This window comes from Streptomyces sp. NPDC045899, from assembly GCF_056431485.1.
Genome location: NZ_JBWKKP010000022.1, coordinates 31,870 through 46,924 on the forward strand (window position 1 = coordinate 31,870; position 15,055 = coordinate 46,924).

Sequence of the window (15,055 nt, forward strand, 5' to 3'; positions counted from 1 at the left end):
AGAGGCGAGCGATGACCACGGCGGACAGGCCCAGGGTCGTGCTGGGCGTCAGCGGCGGGATCGCCGCGTACAAGGCGTGTGAGCTGCTGCGGCGCCTCACCGAGTCCGGACACGAGGTACGGGTGGTGCCCACCGCCTCGGCGCTGCAGTTCGTCGGCGAGGCCACCTGGTCGGCGCTGTCCGGCCGGCCCGCGAAGACCGAGGTGTGGGAGTCCGTCCACGAGGTCCCGCATGTGCGCATCGGCCAGTCCGCCGATCTCGTCGTGGTCGCCCCCGCCACCGCCGACCTGCTCGCCAAGGCCGCCCACGGCCTCGCCGACGATCTGCTCACCAACACCCTGCTCACCGCGCGATGTCCGGTCGTCTTCGCCCCCGCGATGCACACCGAGATGTGGGAGCACCCCGCCACCCGGGAGAACGTGGCCACCCTGCGCCGCCGCGGCGCGCTGGTCATCGAGCCCGCCGTCGGACGGCTGACCGGTGTGGACACCGGCAAGGGCCGGCTGCCCGACCCCGAGCAGATCTTCGAGGTCTGCCGCCGGGTGCTGGAGCGCGGGGAGCGTGCGGGGGAGCAGGACCTCGCCGGACGCCATGTGGTGGTCAGCGCGGGCGGCACCCGTGAGCCGCTGGATCCGGTGCGCTTCCTCGGCAACCGCTCCACCGGCCGCCAGGGCTACGCCCTCGCCCGCGCCGCCGTCGCCCGGGGGGCCCGGGTGACGCTGGTCTCGGTCAACAGCGAGCTGCCCGACCCGGCCGGGGCCGATGTGGTGCGCGCGGGCACCGCCGCTCAGCTGAGGGAGGCGGTCCTGAAGGCCGCCGCGGACGCCGACGCGGTGGTGATGGCCGCCGCGGTCGCCGACTTCCGGCCCGCCCAGTACGCCCAGGGCAAGATCAAGAAGCGGGAGGGCGCCGAGCCCGAGCCGCTCGCGCTGGTGCGGAATCCGGACATTCTCGCGGAGATCTCCGCGGACCGTGCCCGCCCCGGCCAGATCGTCGTGGGCTTCGCCGCCGAGACCGATGACGTCCTGGCCAACGGGCGCGCCAAGCTGGCGCGCAAGGGCTGCGATCTGCTCGTGGTGAACGAGGTGGGGGAGCACAAGACGTTCGGTTCCGAGACCAATGAGGCCGTTGTGCTTGCGGCCGACGGCACCGAGACCCCCGTTCCGCACGGCCCCAAGGACGCCCTGGCCGACACCGTCTGGGATCTTGTGGCCGCCCGGCTGGGCTGACCGGCGCGCCCCGCGGCCGGGGGACGGCCGATCGGGCCATGACACCTTCCTGACGGGCCGCCGTGGCTGTTTTTCCGTCCTCGTCGGGGTATGTTCCAGGTCACGGCCTGCCCGTTCTGTGGGACGGGATGCCCGACCGGCCCGCGTGCCGGATAAACTGGCCGAGGAACCGCACCGGGCGCAGCCCCCGAGCGGTCCCGCCCATGATCAGCCAGCAGCCGCTGCAACCCCAGGGAGCGATGTGTCCCGCCGCCTGTTCACCTCGGAGTCCGTGACCGAGGGTCACCCTGACAAGATCGCTGACCAGATCAGCGACACCATCCTCGACGCCCTCCTCAAGGAGGACCCGACCTCCCGGGTCGCGGTCGAGACCCTGATCACCACCGGCCTGGTCCACGTGGCCGGCGAGGTGACGACCAAGGCGTACGCTCCGATCGCGAGCCTCGTCCGCAGCAAGATCCTCGAGATCGGTTACGACTCGTCGAAGAAGGGCTTCGACGGCGCCTCCTGCGGCGTCTCGGTGTCGATCGGCTCACAGTCCCCCGACATCGCCCAGGGTGTCGACTCGGCCTACGAGCTGCGGGTCGAGGGCGACGAGGACGAGCTGGACAAGCAGGGCGCGGGTGACCAGGGCCTGATGTTCGGCTACGCGTGCGACGAGACCCCCGAGCTGATGCCGCTGCCGATCAACCTGGCCCACCGGCTCTCCCGCCGGCTGTCCGACGTCCGCAAGAACGGGACCATCCCCTACCTGCGCCCGGACGGCAAGACCCAGGTCACCATCGAGTACGACGGCAACAAGGCGGTCCGGCTGGACACCGTCGTCGTCTCCTCGCAGCACGCCTCCGACATCGACCTGGACTCGCTGCTCGCCCCGGACATCCGTGAGTTCGTCGTCGAGCACGTGCTGAACGAGCTGGTCGAGGACGGCATCAAGCTGGACACCGAGGGCTACCGCCTGCTGGTCAACCCCACCGGCCGCTTCGAGATCGGCGGTCCGATGGGTGACGCCGGTCTCACCGGCCGCAAGATCATCATTGACACCTACGGCGGGATGTCCCGCCACGGTGGCGGCGCCTTCTCCGGCAAGGACCCGTCCAAGGTCGACCGCTCCGCCGCCTACGCGATGCGCTGGGTCGCCAAGAACGTGGTCGCCGCCGGGCTCGCCCAGCGCTGCGAGGTCCAGGTCGCGTACGCCATCGGCAAGGCCGAGCCGGTCGGTCTCTTCGTCGAGACCTTCGGTACCGCCACCATCGACGCCGAGAAGATCGAGAAGGCCATCTCCGAGGTCTTCGACCTGCGCCCGGCCGCGATCATCCGCGATCTCGACCTGCTGCGCCCGATCTACGCCCAGACCGCCGCCTACGGCCACTTCGGCCGTGAGCTGTCGGACTTCACCTGGGAGCGCACCGACCGCGTGGACGCGCTCCGCGCCGCCGCCGGGCTGTAAGCCCTCCGGTTCCGTACAGGGCCCGGCACCCCGGAAGGGGTGGCCGGGCCCTGCGGCGTCCCAAGGGCCGCCGGTCCCGGGCCCGTGGCCCGGAAGGATCTCCGTGTCGGCGCCGTCTGCTAAGACTTGAGCTGTGAGCAGCGAGAACCAGGGGCCGAAGCGGGACGCCGAGGCGCAGCCGCCCGGCGGGGAGCAGCTCGCGCTCATCCGGGAGACCGTGCGCGGCGCCAAGGTGCCGCGGGCCAAGCCGCGCACCTGGCGGGGGGCCGCGCTGGCGGCGGAGCTGCCGGTGGCCAAGGTCCTCGTCGACAAGGGCCCGGTGCACCTGGACAAGTTGTGGGACTACGCCGTCCCCGCCGAGATGGACGCCGAGGCCCAGCCCGGAGTGCGGGTGCGGGTGCGGTTCGGGGCCGGGACGGGCAGGGTGCGCGAGGGGCGCCGGGAAGGCGGCGGACTGCTCGACGGCTACATCATCGAGCGGGTGGCCGAGTCCGACTACCGCGGTCCGCTGGCCGCCCTGGCCCAGGTGGTCTCCCCGGAGCCGGTGCTCGGGCCCGGCCTGCTGGCGCTGTGCCGGGCCGTCGCCGACCGCTACGCCGGATCGCTGGCCGATGTGCTCCAGCTCGCCGTGCCCCGGCGCAGCGCGCGGGCCGAGGCCGAGCCGTCCCCGCCGGGGCTGCCGCCCCCTCCGCCGCCCGCGGCCGGCACCTGGGCGCGCTATCCGGCCGGACCCGGATTCCTGGAGGCGCTCGCCCGCGGCGACCTGCCGCGCGCGGTGTGGACCGCGCTGCCCGGACCGCACTGGCCCGCCGAATGGGCCGCCGCCGTGGCCGCCACCCTCGCCTCCGGCCGCGGCGCCCTGATCGTGGTGCCGGACGGAAAGACGGCCGCCCGGGTGGACGTGGCGCTGACCGCCGCTCTCGGCGGCCCGGGGCGGCATGTGCTGCTCACCGCCGAACTCGGGCCCGAGGAGCGCTACCGCCGCTGGCTGGCGGTCGCCCGGGGCGCGGTACGGGCCGTGGTGGGCACCCGCGCCGCGATGTTCGCGCCGGTCCGGGAGCTGGGCCTGGTGGGGATCTGGGACGACGGCGACCAGAGCCACAGTGATGACCACCTGCCCCGGCCGCACGCCCGGGACGTCCTGCTGCTGCGCGCGGTCCAGGAGCGGACCGGTTTCCTGCTGGGTGATCTCGGCCGCACCGTGGAGGCCGCCCAGCTGGTGGAGAACGGCTGGGCGCGGCCCCTGGAGGCCGGGCGCGACCAGGTCCGCGCCGCCGCGCCCCTGGTCCGCACGGTCGACGAGGGTGAGGTGGCCCGGGACGCCGAGGCCCGCGCCGCCCGGCTGCCCACGCTCGCCTGGCAGACCGTGCGCGAGGCGCTGACCCGTGGTCCGGTGCTGGTGCAGGTGCCGCGCCGGGGCTATGTGCCCCGGCTGGCGTGTGAGCGCTGCCGGGAGCCCGCGCGCTGTGGTCACTGCTCCGGTCCGCTGGAGGCGCGGGACGCGGACCGGCTGGTGTGCGGCTGGTGCGGACGGCCGGAGACCGGCTGGCACTGCGCATCCTGCGGCGGCGCGCGGCTGCGGGCAAGTGTGGTCGGGGCCCGGCGCACCGCCGAGGAACTGGGCCGGGCGTTCCCGGCCGTCCCGGTCCGTACCTCCGGCCGGGACCATGTGCTGACCACGGTGCCCGACCGTCCGGCGCTGGTGGTGAGCACCCCGGGCGCCGAACCGGTCGCCGAGGGCGGCTACGCGGCGGCGCTGCTGCTGGACGGCTGGGCGCTGCTGGGCCGCCCCGATCTGCGGGCGGGCGAGGACGCGCTGCGCCACTGGCTGGGGGCGGCCTCCCTGGTGCGCGGCCACGGTGAGGGCGGGGGCGCGACCGGCGGTGGCACGGTGGTGGTGATCGCCGAGCCGACACTGCGTCCGGTGCAGGCGCTGGTGCGCTGGGATCCGGCCGGGTACGCGGCGCGGGAGCTGGCCGAGCGGGCCCAGCTGGGCTTTCCTCCGGTCTCGCGGATGGCGGCGGTGTCCGGTCCGGCGGAGGCGGTGGCCGAGCTGATCGCCTCGGCATCGCTGCCGGAGGGGGCGGAGACCCTCGGTCCGGTGCCGCTGCCGGTGAGCGAGCCGGGGCGGCCGCGCCGTCCCGGTGATCCGCCGCCGGGCGAGCGGTGGGAGCGGTCGCTGGTGCGGGTCCGGCCCGGTCAGGGCAGCGCGCTGGCCGCGGCCCTCAAGGAGGCGAAGGCGCGCCGCCTGGCCCGGGGGGAGAAGGACCCGGCGGTCCGGGTGGATCCGCTGGAGATCGGCTGACGGGCCGTCCCGCCCGCGGGGGTCGGCGATCCGCGGGGAGAGCGGCCCGTGGGCCCGGGCCCGCCGTGCGGGCCGGATGAGGCGTGCGCGTCAGCCGTTGCGCGGGCTGGGGAAGGCGCTCGGGCGGGCCTCTTCGCGCAGCGGGCGGGGCTCGTCACGCAGCGGCGCGGGCTGCGGCGGACCGGAGCGCGCCGCGGGCACCGACGGCAGGGTGGGCGAGGGCAGTGCGGCGGGTCCTTCAGGGCGGGCCGCCGGGACCTCACCCCCCTCGCCCGTGGGCTGCGCGGCGGCCCGGCGGGCGCCGTAACGCCGGTGCACAGCCTGCTTGGTGACGCCCAGTGCGGAACCCACCGCGTCCCAGGAGAATCCGAGCGAGCGGTCGAAGTCCACCGCGGCCGTGACCAGCGTCTCGACGCTGTCCCGCAGCTCCTGGGCCAGCCGCACGGTGGGGGCGGGGGCGCGTCCGTAGACCACGAAACCGGCGGACGGGCCGGCGCGCCGCGGGCGGTAGACGTTGCCGAGCTGGGCGGTGAGCGTACGCAGCGCGTCCACCTGTCGGCGGACCCGCTCGATATCCCGGACCAGGAGGTGCAGGCTGGCCCGTGCCTGGGCGTCGTGGGTTGCGTGGTCGGCCATGAACAAGCCTCTCGAACCGGGGTGGAAGGGGGAGGAGTAGGGGGATGCGGGGTCGGGGGAGTCCGGAGGTGAGAACGGTATGGGGGGAGACACATCGGGCCGCTGGCGCGGCCCGGTGTCGGTCAATCTCTCTTGACCAACGCGGCACCCGCCCGTCGGTCACGGTCCGGGGCGTGCGGGCCTCGGACCGTACGCCCCCCGGGATGGCGGACCATAGACTGAGTCGCCGTTTCCGCTGTGTGAGAGGTAGTTCGCCACCCATGAGGCTCGTCTTCGCCGGTACCCCCGAGGTCGCACTGCCCGCCCTGGACGCGCTGATGGCGTCGGACCGGCACGAGGTGGTCGCCGTGGTGACCCGTCCCGACGCCCCCGCCGGGCGCGGCCGCCGGCTGGTGGCCAGCCCGGTCGCGGAACGGGCCGCGGAGGCGGGGATCGAGGTGCTCAAGCCCGCCAAGCCGAGGGATCCGGAGTTCCTGGCGCGGCTGGCCGGGATCGCGCCGGACTGCTGCCCGGTGGTGGCGTACGGGGCGCTGCTGCCCAAGGCGGCGCTGGAGATCCCGGCGCACGGCTGGGTCAATCTGCACTTCTCGCTGCTGCCCGCGTGGCGCGGTGCCGCGCCGGTGCAGCACGCGGTGCTCGCGGGTGACGAGGTGACCGGGGCGTCCACCTTCCAGATCGAGGAGGGACTGGACTCCGGACCGGTGTACGGGGTGGTCACCGAGGACATCCGGGCCACCGACACCAGTGGCGATCTGCTGACCCGGCTGGCCTTCGCCGGGGCCGGACTGCTCGCGGCGACGATGGACGGCATCGAGGACGACACCCTGCGCGCCGTGCCGCAGCCCGCCGAGGGCATCTCCCTCGCCCCGAAGATCAATGTGGAGGACGCGGAGATCGACTGGTCCGTGCCCGCGCTCCGGGTGGACCGGGTGGTGCGCGGATGCGCCCCGGCGCCCGGCGCGTGGACGACCTTCCGCGGTGAGCGGCTGAAGGTGGTGTCCGCCGCGATGGTGCCGGACCGCACCGAACTGGAGCCGGGCGCCATGGCGGTCACCAAGAAGGCGGTCTACGTGGGCACCGGCAGCCATGCGGTGGAGCTGACCTGGGTCCGCCCGCAGGGCAGGAAGCCGATGCCCGCGGCCGACTGGGCGCGCGGGGTGCGGATCGCCGAGGGGGAGCGGCTGGGGGTGTCGTAGGGCGCGGCGCTTCCGGCGAACGCGCCGGGCGCCACCGGGGCGCGCTGAAGTGAAGGGACGGCCCGGCGTGCCACGACGCGCTGCCCCTCGCATAGGAGACTGTTGACTTCAACCTTTGTTGAGGTTCTACCGTCCCTGATGTGCCGCCGGTTCCGGATCAGCCGGTTTCACGGGGGCGGCACCCGGACCCCGGAGGTGCGCGATGGACATGGAAGTCACCGCCTGGCATTCCCTGCACCACGCCTCGAACGCCAGCGATGACCGACGTCCCTTCTCCCGCGCGACGCTGCGCCGGATCGGCGCGTTCGCCCGTCCCCACAGCCGTCCGCTGCGGCTGTTCCTGCTGCTGAGCACGGTCACGGCGGCGCTCGCGGTGGCGACGCCGCTGCTGGCGGGCCGGGTGGTGGACGCGATCATCCACCGTTCGGGACAGGGCACCGTCCTCGGACTGGCCGGGCTCATCGCCGTGATCGCGGTGGCCGAGGCGGCCCTCGGACTGCTGACGCGCTGGCTCTCCTCGACCATCGGCGAGGGGCTGATCCTCGATCTGCGCACCGCGGTCTTCGACCACGTCCAGCGGATGCCGGTGGCCTTCTTCACCCGCACCCGTACCGGCGCGCTGGTCAGCAGGCTCAACAACGATGTCATCGGCGCGCAGCGGGCGTTCAGCGACACCCTCTCCGGAGTGGTGAGCAATCTGGTGACCCTGCTGCTCACCCTGGTGGTGATGATCGGCATCTCCTGGCAGGTCACCCTGGTGGCGCTGCTGCTCCTGCCGCTGTTCCTGCTGCCCGCCCGCCGCGTCGGCGGCAGGCTGGCCGGACTGCGGCGCGAGGCGGCCGCCCACAACGCCGCAATGAGCACCCAGATGACCGAGCGGTTCTCCGCCCCCGGCGCGACGCTGGTCAAGCTCTTCGGACGGCCCGCCGAGGAGTCGGCGGAGTTCGCCCGGCGGGCGAGCCGGGTGCGGGACATCGGGGTGCGCACCGCGATGGTCCAGGTCTCCTTCGTCACCGCGCTCACCCTGGTCTCGGCGCTCGCCCTGGCCCTGGTCTACGGCCTCGGCGGCTACTACGCGCTGAACGGACGGCTGGACCCCGGCTCCGTCGTCTCGCTCGCCCTGCTGCTCACCCGGCTCTACGCCCCGCTGACCTCGCTGGCCGGGGCCCGGGTGGAGGTCATGAGCGCGCTCGTCAGCTTCGAGCGGGTCTTCGAAGTGCTCGACCTCAAGCCGCTGATCAGCGAGAAGCCGGACGCCCGGAAGGTCCCCGAGGGCCCGGTGTCGGTGGAGTTCGACCGCGTCGGCTTCGGCTACCCGGCCGCCGACAAGGTCTCCCTCGCCTCCCTGGAGGAGGTGGCCGCCCTCGACACCCGCGGCGGTGTCCAGGTGCTGCACGAGGTGTCCTTCCGCGCCGAACCCGGGCAGATGGTCGCCCTCGTGGGCTCCTCCGGCGCGGGCAAGTCGACCATCGCCCAACTGCTGCCCCGGCTCTACGACACCGACAGCGGTGCGGTGCGGCTGGCCGGTGTGGACGTCCGCGACCTGACCGCCGAGTCCCTGCGCGGCACGCTCGGCATGGTCACCCAGGACGGCCACCTCTTCCACGAGAGCATCCGCGCCAATCTGCTGCTGGCCCGCCCCGGGGCCACCGACGAGGAGCTGTGGGACGTCCTGCGCAGGGCCCGCCTGGAGGGGCTGATCGCGTCCCTGCCGGACGGTCTGGACACCGTCGTCGGCGAGCGCGGCTACCGGCTCTCCGGCGGTGAGCGCCAGCGGCTGACCATCGCCCGGTTGCTGCTGGCCCGCCCCCGGGTGGTGATCCTGGACGAGGCCACCGCCCATCTGGACTCCACCTCCGAGGCGGCCGTCCAGGAGGCGCTGGCCGAGGCGCTGGAGGGACGTACCGCGGTGGTCATCGCCCACCGGCTGTCCACCGTGCGGGCCGCCGACCTCATCCTCGTCGTCGAGGACGGACGGGTCGTGGAACGCGGTACGCACCCCGATCTGCTCGCCGCCGAGGGACGCTACGCCCAGCTGTACCGGACCCAGTTCGAACGGCCGGGCGGGGAGCCGGGAACGGCCCCCGACGGTGCGCGGACCACGCCCACCCCGGCCGCGTAGGCTGGCCCTTTCAGCCCCATCCCGCACCGGAGCACATTCCCGTGAACGACCAGCCCCGTCGTCGCCCCCGCCGTACCCCCGCAGCCGGTTCCGCGCCCGGAAACCCCGGCCGGGGCGGCAAGCCCGGCCGGCCGTACCGCAGGCCGCAGAAGGACCCCGTGCGGATCCTCGCCTTCGAGGCGCTGCGGGCCGTCGACGAACGGGACGCGTACGCCAACCTCGTCCTCCCGCCGATGCTCCGCAAGGCGCGGGAGGACGGGGAGTTCGACGCCCGGGACGCCGCGCTCACCACCGAGCTGGTCTACGGCACCCTGCGCCACCAGGGCACCTACGACGCGATCATCGCCGCCTGCGTGGACCGCCCGCTGCGCGAGGTCGACCCGCCGGTGCTGGACGTCCTCAGCCTCGGCGCCCACCAGTTGCTGGGCACCCGCATCCCCACCCACGCCGCGGTCTCCGCCAGTGTCGAACTCGCCCGGGTGGTGCTCGGCGACGGACGGGCCAAGTTCGTCAACGCGGTGCTGCGCCGGATCGCCTCCGACGACCTCGACGGCTGGCTGGAGCGGGTGGCCCCGCCGTACGACGAGGACCCCGAGGCCCACCTCGCCGTCGTCCACTCCCATCCGCGCTGGATCGTCTCCGCGCTGTGGGACGCGCTCGGTGGCGGCAGCGCGGGGATCGAGGACCTGCTCGCGGCCGACAACGAGCGGCCCGAGGTCACCCTGGTCGCCCGGCCGGGGCGCGCCACCCCGGACGAACTGCTGGCCGCGGTCGGCGAAGAGGCCGCCGCACCGGGCCGCTGGTCCCCGTACGCGGTACGGCTCACCGAGGGCGGGGAGCCCGCGGCGCTGGAGGCCGTGCGCGAGGGGCGCGCCGGGGTCCAGGACGAGGGCAGCCAGCTGGTCGCCCTCGCCCTGGCCAACGCCCCGCTGGAGGGGGAGGACCGGCGCTGGCTGGACGGCTGCGCCGGGCCCGGCGGCAAGGCCGCGCTGCTTGCCGCGCTGGCCGCGCGGCGTGACGCCGCCCTGCTCGCCGCCGAGAAGCAGCCGCACCGTGCCCGCCTGGTCGGCCGGGCACTGGCGGGCAACCCCGGCCCGTACCAGGTGATCGCCGCGGACGGCACCCGGCCGCCGTGGCGACCGGGCACCTTCGACCGGGTCCTGGTGGACGTCCCGTGCACCGGACTCGGCGCGCTGCGCCGCCGCCCCGAGGCCCGCTGGCGGCGGAGCCCCGAGGACCTGGCCGGATTCGCGCCGCTCCAGCGCGGACTGCTGCGCGAGGCGCTCGCGGCGGTGCGGATCGGCGGAGTGGTCGGCTACGCCACCTGCTCACCGCATCCGGCCGAGACCCGGGCCGTGGTCGAGGACGTCCTCAAGGGCCGGGGCGGCCCGGCGGCCGGGGCCGAATGGATCGACGCCCGACCGCTGCTGCCCGGTGTGCCCGCGCTCGGCGAGGGCCCCGACATCCAGCTGTGGCCGCATCTGCACGGTACGGACGCGATGTATCTGGCCCTGCTGCGCCGCACCGGCTGAGGTCACCCGCCCGGCACCGCCGGAAGCGTCTCCTGCGGGCTCTCGGTCGGCAGGTAGAGCATGCTGCCGCGGGCGCCGGGGTTGAGGTCCCGGTGCACCGCGCGGGAGACCGCCTCGATGGTCGCGACCCCGCTCTCCATCGTGGCGTTGTCCTGCGTCAGCACGGTGATCGTGTAGTCGTGGGAGCCACCGGTGAAGGCCCCCACGCTGTGCACCCGCCAGCCGTGGGTCGACCGCTCCAGCCAGCCGTTCTTCAGCTGGATCCGGACGCCCTGCGGGGCCCCGGCCGGGGTGCCCCAGCGTTGCTCGGCGATGACCTCGCCCATCAGCTTCAGGATGTAGGCGCGGGAGGCGTCACCGAGCAGCCGGTTGTGGTGGGTCACCAGCTCCAGCAGCTTCTCCTGGTCGTCGGCGGTGATCCGGGTGAGCCCCCAGTAGCCGTCCTCGCCGGGCACGGTGCGGTTCATCCCGGCGGCCCGGACGAACGCGCTGACCTTGCCGCGGCCCAGCTGCTTCCACAGCGCGGTGGTGGACTCGTTGTCCGACTCGGTGATCATTTTGGTGGCCAGACCGGCCTCCCGGTCGGTCAGCCGCCGGTGCTCCTTGCCGGCGTCCCACAACAGGGTGGCCAGCACGGTCACCTTCACCACGCTCGCGGAGTCGAACTTCTGGTCCCCGCGCAGGGTGCAGACCGTGCCCGTGGTGTGGTCACGGAGGCTGACCGCGGCGGTGGCGGACTTGTCCCGCAGTGCCGCGGCGATGTCCCGGGAGAGCTTGCCGGCCAGTCCCGCCTTGTCCGAGGTGCAGACCGGCCGCGGCGCGGCGGCCGCCGCCGACCCCGCCCCGGCCACCGGGGGCACGAGCACGGCCGCGGCCAGTGCCACGGACAGTGCGGCGCGGGGGCGCCGGGGTATTCGGTGTCGCGTCATCGTCGTATGTCCATTTCCCTTGTCATGTCGCGTTTGCGCCCTGGGGTGCGTCGTTCCTGGTCTCCGGCGCACGTCGGGTGCGCTCGACTCACAGGACCCCCAGGCGACAGCCAAGGGTTGTGTCGTATGTGTTCATGCTTTCGCATGGACACGATTTCGCATGTCGTGCGGAGGGGCGTGTCGTGCGGATGTCCAGGGAGTGGGAAACCGCGATCATCCCGGCTCCCTGGACCGGTGCCGGTCATGGGAGGCTGGGGGCATGGCCGCGCAGATCAATCCCAGCATCCTGTCCGCCGACTTCTCCCGCCTCGCGGACGAGGCGAAGGCGGTCGAGGGCGCCGACTGGCTCCATGTCGACGTCATGGACAACCACTTCGTGCCCAATCTGACCCTTGGTGTGCCGGTGGTCGAATCCCTGGCGAAGGCCACGGACACCCCGCTGGACTGCCATCTGATGATCGAGGACCCGGACCGCTGGGCCCCGGGGTACGTCGAGGCCGGAGCCGGTTCGGTGACCTTCCACGTGGAGGCCGCCGCCGCGCCGGTGCGGCTGGCGCGGGAGATCCGGGCCAAGGGCGCGCGGGCGTCGATGGCGCTCAGGCCCGCCACCCCGATCGAGCCCTACGAGGACCTGCTGCCCGAGCTGGACATGCTGCTGGTGATGACCGTGGAGCCCGGTTTCGGCGGTCAGGCGTTCCTCGACATCATGCTCCCCAAGATCCGCCGCACCCGTGAGCTGATCGCCAAGCACGGTCTGGAGCTGTGGCTCCAGGTGGACGGCGGTGTCTCCGCCTCGACGATCGAGCGCTGTGCGGAGGCGGGCGCCGACGTGTTCGTGGCGGGTTCCGCGGTCTACGGTGCCGAGGACCCGGCGAAGGCCGTCCAGGAGCTGCGCGCCCTGGCCGAGAAGACGACGGGCGCCACCGGACTGTGCGGCCACTCCACTACGGGGCGGTGAACTGAAGGGTAAAGGCCGGACCAACTCCACCGTTTCTGACAGGATGAACGGTGAGTCCAGAACATTGACAAGTGAGGAGACCGCGGTGTCGACGGGCCGTTCAGCCACGCGGATGGGACCCGCCGAACTGGTGCAGGCGGCGGCCATGGCGCGTCGCTTCTACCTCGAGGGCAAGTCCAAGATCCAGATCGCCGAGGAGTTCGGGGTCAGCCGCTTCAAGGTCGCGCGCGTGCTGGAGACCGCGCTCGAGCGCGACCTGGTGCGCATCGAGATCCGGGTTCCCGCCGAACTCGACGCGGAGCGTTCCGACGCGCTGCGCGCCCGTTACGGGCTGCGCCACGCGGTGGTCGTCGAGTCCCCGGCGGACGCCGAGGCGGACACCCCCGACCCGGAGAACCTGGGCGAGGTCGCCGCCGATCTGCTGGGTGAGCTGGTCACCGAGGGAGACGTACTGGGGCTGGCCTGGGGGCGGTCCACGATCCATATGGCCGCCGCGCTGCACCAGCTCCCGCCGTGCACCGTCGTCCAGCTCACCGGGGTGTACGACGCGGGCACCGCCGAGCGCGGTTCGGTGGAGGCGGTCCGCCGGGCCGCGGCCGTCTCCGGCGGCGAGGCCCACCCCATCTACGCGCCGATGCTGCTGCCCGACACCGCCACCGCGGACGCGCTGCGCGGTCAGACCGGCATCGCGCGGGCCTTCGAGTACTTCGACAAGGTCACCGTCGCGGCCGTCTCCATCGGCTCGTGGGAGGCCGGGATCTCGACCGTCTACGACATGCTCAGCGAGGAGGAGCGGGCCCACTACGCCGGGCTCGGGGCCGCCGCCGAGATGTCGGCCCACCTCTTCGACACCGAGGGCCGCCGGATCGGCCGTGATCTCGGCGAGCGCTGCATCACCGTCGAGGCCGACCGGCTGCGGCGGATCCCCGAGGTGGTGGCCATCGCGGGCGGCGGCCGCAAGGCCGCGGCGATCGGCGCGGTGCTGCGCTCCGGTCTCGTCACCAGCCTGGTGACGGACACCGCCGCCGCCGACCACCTGCTGCTGGAGACCGGCCCCGGGCCGCGTCCGGCGCTGGACCGCGCCGATCCGGACGGTCCGTAGCCCCCCGGCTCGTACGATCCGCCCACCGGGGCCCGGTACGACTGGATGATCGTCCGGGCCCCCGTGGCAGGGGTGGCATGGGAGAATGAAGTACGTGCGATTTCCTCGGCTTCCTGCGTCGAGGGCTGATTCCGAACGACTGGGAAGTTGAGCACGTGCGTTTCCTGAATGATCAGAAGCCCCCGTACGACCTGACCTACGACGATGTGTTCATGGTCCCGAGCCGCTCCGCGGTCGGTTCCCGGCAGGGGGTGGATCTGAGCGCGCCGGACGGCACCGGCACCACCATCCCCCTCGTCGTCGCCAACATGACCGCGATCGCGGGCCGCCGGATGGCGGAGACGGTCGCGCGCCGCGGCGGGCTCGTCGTCATCCCGCAGGACATCCCGATCGACGTGGTCACCGATGTGGTCCGCTGGGTCAAGTCCCGGCACCTGGTGCTGGACACCCCGATCGTGCTGGCGCCCACCGGGACCGTCGCCGACGCGCTGTCCCTGCTCCCCAAGCGCGCCCACGGCGCGGGTGTGGTGGTCGAGGACGGGCGTCCGGTGGGCGTGGTCACCGAGTCCGACCTCACCGGGGTGGACCGCTTCACCCAGCTCTCCGAGGTGATGTCCCGCGAACTGCTGGTGCTGGACGCGGACATCGACCCGCGCGAGGCGTTCACCCGCCTCGACTCCGCCCACCGCAAGCTGGCCCCCGCCGTCGACGCCGACGGCCGTCTGGTCGGCATCCTGACCCGCAAGGGCGCGCTGCGCGCGACCCTCTACCAGCCCGCCGTGGACGCGGGCGGCAAGCTGCGGATCGCCGCCGCCGTGGGGGTCAACGGCGATGTGGAGGGCCGCGCCAAGGCCCTGCTGGACGCCGGCGTGGACACCCTCGTGGTGGACACCGCCCACGGCCACCAGGAGTCGATGATCAGTGCCCTGAAGGCCGTGCGCGGACTCGGCCCGCGGGTGCCGGTGGCGGCGGGCAACGTGGTCGCCGCCGAGGGTGTGCGCGACCTCATCGAGGCCGGTGCCGACATCGTCAAGGTCGGTGTGGGACCGGGCGCGATGTGCACCACCCGGATGATGACCGGAGTGGGCCGTCCGCAGTTCTCCGCGGTGCTCGAATGCGCGGCCGAGGCGCGGAAGTTCGGCAAGCACGTCTGGGCCGACGGGGGCATCCGCCACCCGCGCGACGTGGCGATGGCACTGGCCGCCGGAGCCTCCAACGTGATGGTCGGCTCCTGGTTCGCGGGCACCTACGAGTCGCCGGGCGACCTCCAGCACGCCGCCGACGGGCGGCCGTACAAGGAGAGCTTCGGCATGGCCTCCGCCCGCGCGGTGCGCAACCGCACCAGTGAGGAGTCGGCCTACGACCGGGCCCGCAAGGGGCTGTTCGAGGAGGGCATCTCCACCTCGCGGATGTTCCTGGACCCGGCGCGTCCGGGCGTCGAGGACCTGATCGACTCGATCATCGCGGGTGTCCGCAGCTCGTGCACCTACGCGGGCGCGGGGTCGCTGGAGGAGTTCCACGAGCGTGCCGTGGTCGGCGTCCAGAGCGCCGCGGGCTACACCGAGGGCAAGCCGCTGCACGCCAGCTGGGACTGAC

General features: G+C 73.6%; 11 protein-coding genes. 9 read left to right on the plus strand and 2 right to left on the minus strand.

Annotated elements, in window-relative coordinates; all coding sequences use genetic code 11:
* Positions 1-11 precede the first annotated feature (11 nt).
* The 3 genes from coaBC (at position 12) to AC07FT_RS27475 (ending at position 4,984) form a co-directional block, all read left to right on the plus strand.
* The gene (gene coaBC, locus AC07FT_RS27465) at positions 12-1,229 is read left to right on the plus strand and encodes a bifunctional phosphopantothenoylcysteine decarboxylase/phosphopantothenate--cysteine ligase CoaBC (RefSeq protein ID WP_479178517.1); all 1,218 of its coding nucleotides are present in this window, start codon (positions 12-14) and stop codon (positions 1,227-1,229) included.
* A 241-nt stretch (positions 1,230-1,470) separates the two neighbouring features.
* The gene (gene metK / locus AC07FT_RS27470; RefSeq protein ID WP_254742030.1) at positions 1,471-2,679 is read left to right on the plus strand and encodes a methionine adenosyltransferase; all 1,209 of its coding nucleotides are present in this window, start codon (positions 1,471-1,473) and stop codon (positions 2,677-2,679) included.
* A 133-nt stretch (positions 2,680-2,812) separates the two neighbouring features.
* Positions 2,813-4,984, plus strand: coding sequence for a primosomal protein N' (locus tag AC07FT_RS27475; protein ID WP_479178519.1), 2,172 nt, complete (start codon positions 2,813-2,815; stop codon positions 4,982-4,984).
* Positions 4,985-5,074: 90 nt separating this feature from the next.
* On the opposite strand, the gene AC07FT_RS27480 is transcribed toward AC07FT_RS27475, so the two are convergent.
* A complete protein-coding gene (locus AC07FT_RS27480) occupies positions 5,075-5,620 on the minus strand; it encodes a hypothetical protein (RefSeq protein WP_479178520.1) in 546 nt (181 codons plus the stop codon).
* A gap of 260 nt (positions 5,621-5,880) precedes the next feature.
* Between AC07FT_RS27480 and fmt the strand changes: the two genes are divergently transcribed.
* From fmt to AC07FT_RS27495, 3 genes are all read left to right on the plus strand, one after another.
* Positions 5,881-6,816: a methionyl-tRNA formyltransferase gene (gene fmt / locus AC07FT_RS27485; RefSeq protein WP_479178522.1), complete on the plus strand. Its 936-nt coding sequence runs from the start codon at positions 5,881-5,883 to the stop codon at positions 6,814-6,816.
* 202 nt (positions 6,817-7,018) lie between these two features.
* Positions 7,019-8,938, plus strand: a complete 1,920-nt coding sequence (locus tag AC07FT_RS27490) for an ABC transporter ATP-binding protein (RefSeq protein ID WP_479178523.1) — start codon at positions 7,019-7,021, stop codon at positions 8,936-8,938.
* Between the two features lie 41 nt (positions 8,939-8,979).
* Positions 8,980-10,470, plus strand: coding sequence for an RsmB/NOP family class I SAM-dependent RNA methyltransferase (locus AC07FT_RS27495; protein WP_479178525.1), 1,491 nt, complete (start codon positions 8,980-8,982; stop codon positions 10,468-10,470).
* Between the two features lie 2 nt (positions 10,471-10,472).
* Here the strand turns inward: AC07FT_RS27495 and AC07FT_RS27500 are convergent, their stop codons facing one another.
* The gene (locus AC07FT_RS27500; protein WP_479178526.1) at positions 10,473-11,399 is read right to left on the minus strand and encodes a serine hydrolase; all 927 of its coding nucleotides are present in this window, start codon (positions 11,397-11,399) and stop codon (positions 10,473-10,475) included.
* A 259-nt stretch (positions 11,400-11,658) separates the two neighbouring features.
* Between AC07FT_RS27500 and rpe the strand changes: the two genes are divergently transcribed.
* The 3 genes from rpe (at position 11,659) to AC07FT_RS27515 (ending at position 15,054) form a co-directional block, all read left to right on the plus strand.
* A complete protein-coding gene (rpe, locus tag AC07FT_RS27505; protein ID WP_479178528.1) occupies positions 11,659-12,357 on the plus strand; it encodes a ribulose-phosphate 3-epimerase in 699 nt (232 codons plus the stop codon).
* A gap of 112 nt (positions 12,358-12,469) precedes the next feature.
* Complete coding sequence (locus AC07FT_RS27510; protein ID WP_254742598.1) at positions 12,470-13,459, plus strand: sugar-binding transcriptional regulator; 990 nt, start codon at positions 12,470-12,472, stop codon at positions 13,457-13,459.
* Positions 13,460-13,614: 155 nt separating this feature from the next.
* Complete coding sequence (locus AC07FT_RS27515) at positions 13,615-15,054, plus strand: GuaB1 family IMP dehydrogenase-related protein (RefSeq protein ID WP_479178530.1); 1,440 nt, start codon at positions 13,615-13,617, stop codon at positions 15,052-15,054.
* The last annotated feature ends 1 nt before the right edge of the window (position 15,055 follow it).

Bases quoted from the DNA above. Each gene is read 5' to 3' on its own strand.
- AC07FT_RS27490 (WP_479178523.1), top strand. From the start codon at position 7,019: ATGGACATGGAAGTCACCGCCTGGCATTCCCTGCACCACGCCTCGAAC.
- fmt (WP_479178522.1), top strand. From the start codon at position 5,881: ATGAGGCTCGTCTTCGCCGGTACCCCCGAGGTCGCACTGCCCGCCCTG.
- rpe (WP_479178528.1), top strand. From the start codon at position 11,659: ATGGCCGCGCAGATCAATCCCAGCATCCTGTCCGCCGACTTCTCCCGC.
- AC07FT_RS27510 (WP_254742598.1), top strand. From the start codon at position 12,470: ATGGGACCCGCCGAACTGGTGCAGGCGGCGGCCATGGCGCGTCGCTTC.
- AC07FT_RS27500 (WP_479178526.1), bottom strand. From the start codon at position 11,399: ATGACGCGACACCGAATACCCCGGCGCCCCCGCGCCGCACTGTCCGTG.
- coaBC (WP_479178517.1), top strand. From the start codon at position 12: ATGACCACGGCGGACAGGCCCAGGGTCGTGCTGGGCGTCAGCGGCGGG.
- AC07FT_RS27480 (WP_479178520.1), bottom strand. From the start codon at position 5,620: ATGGCCGACCACGCAACCCACGACGCCCAGGCACGGGCCAGCCTGCAC.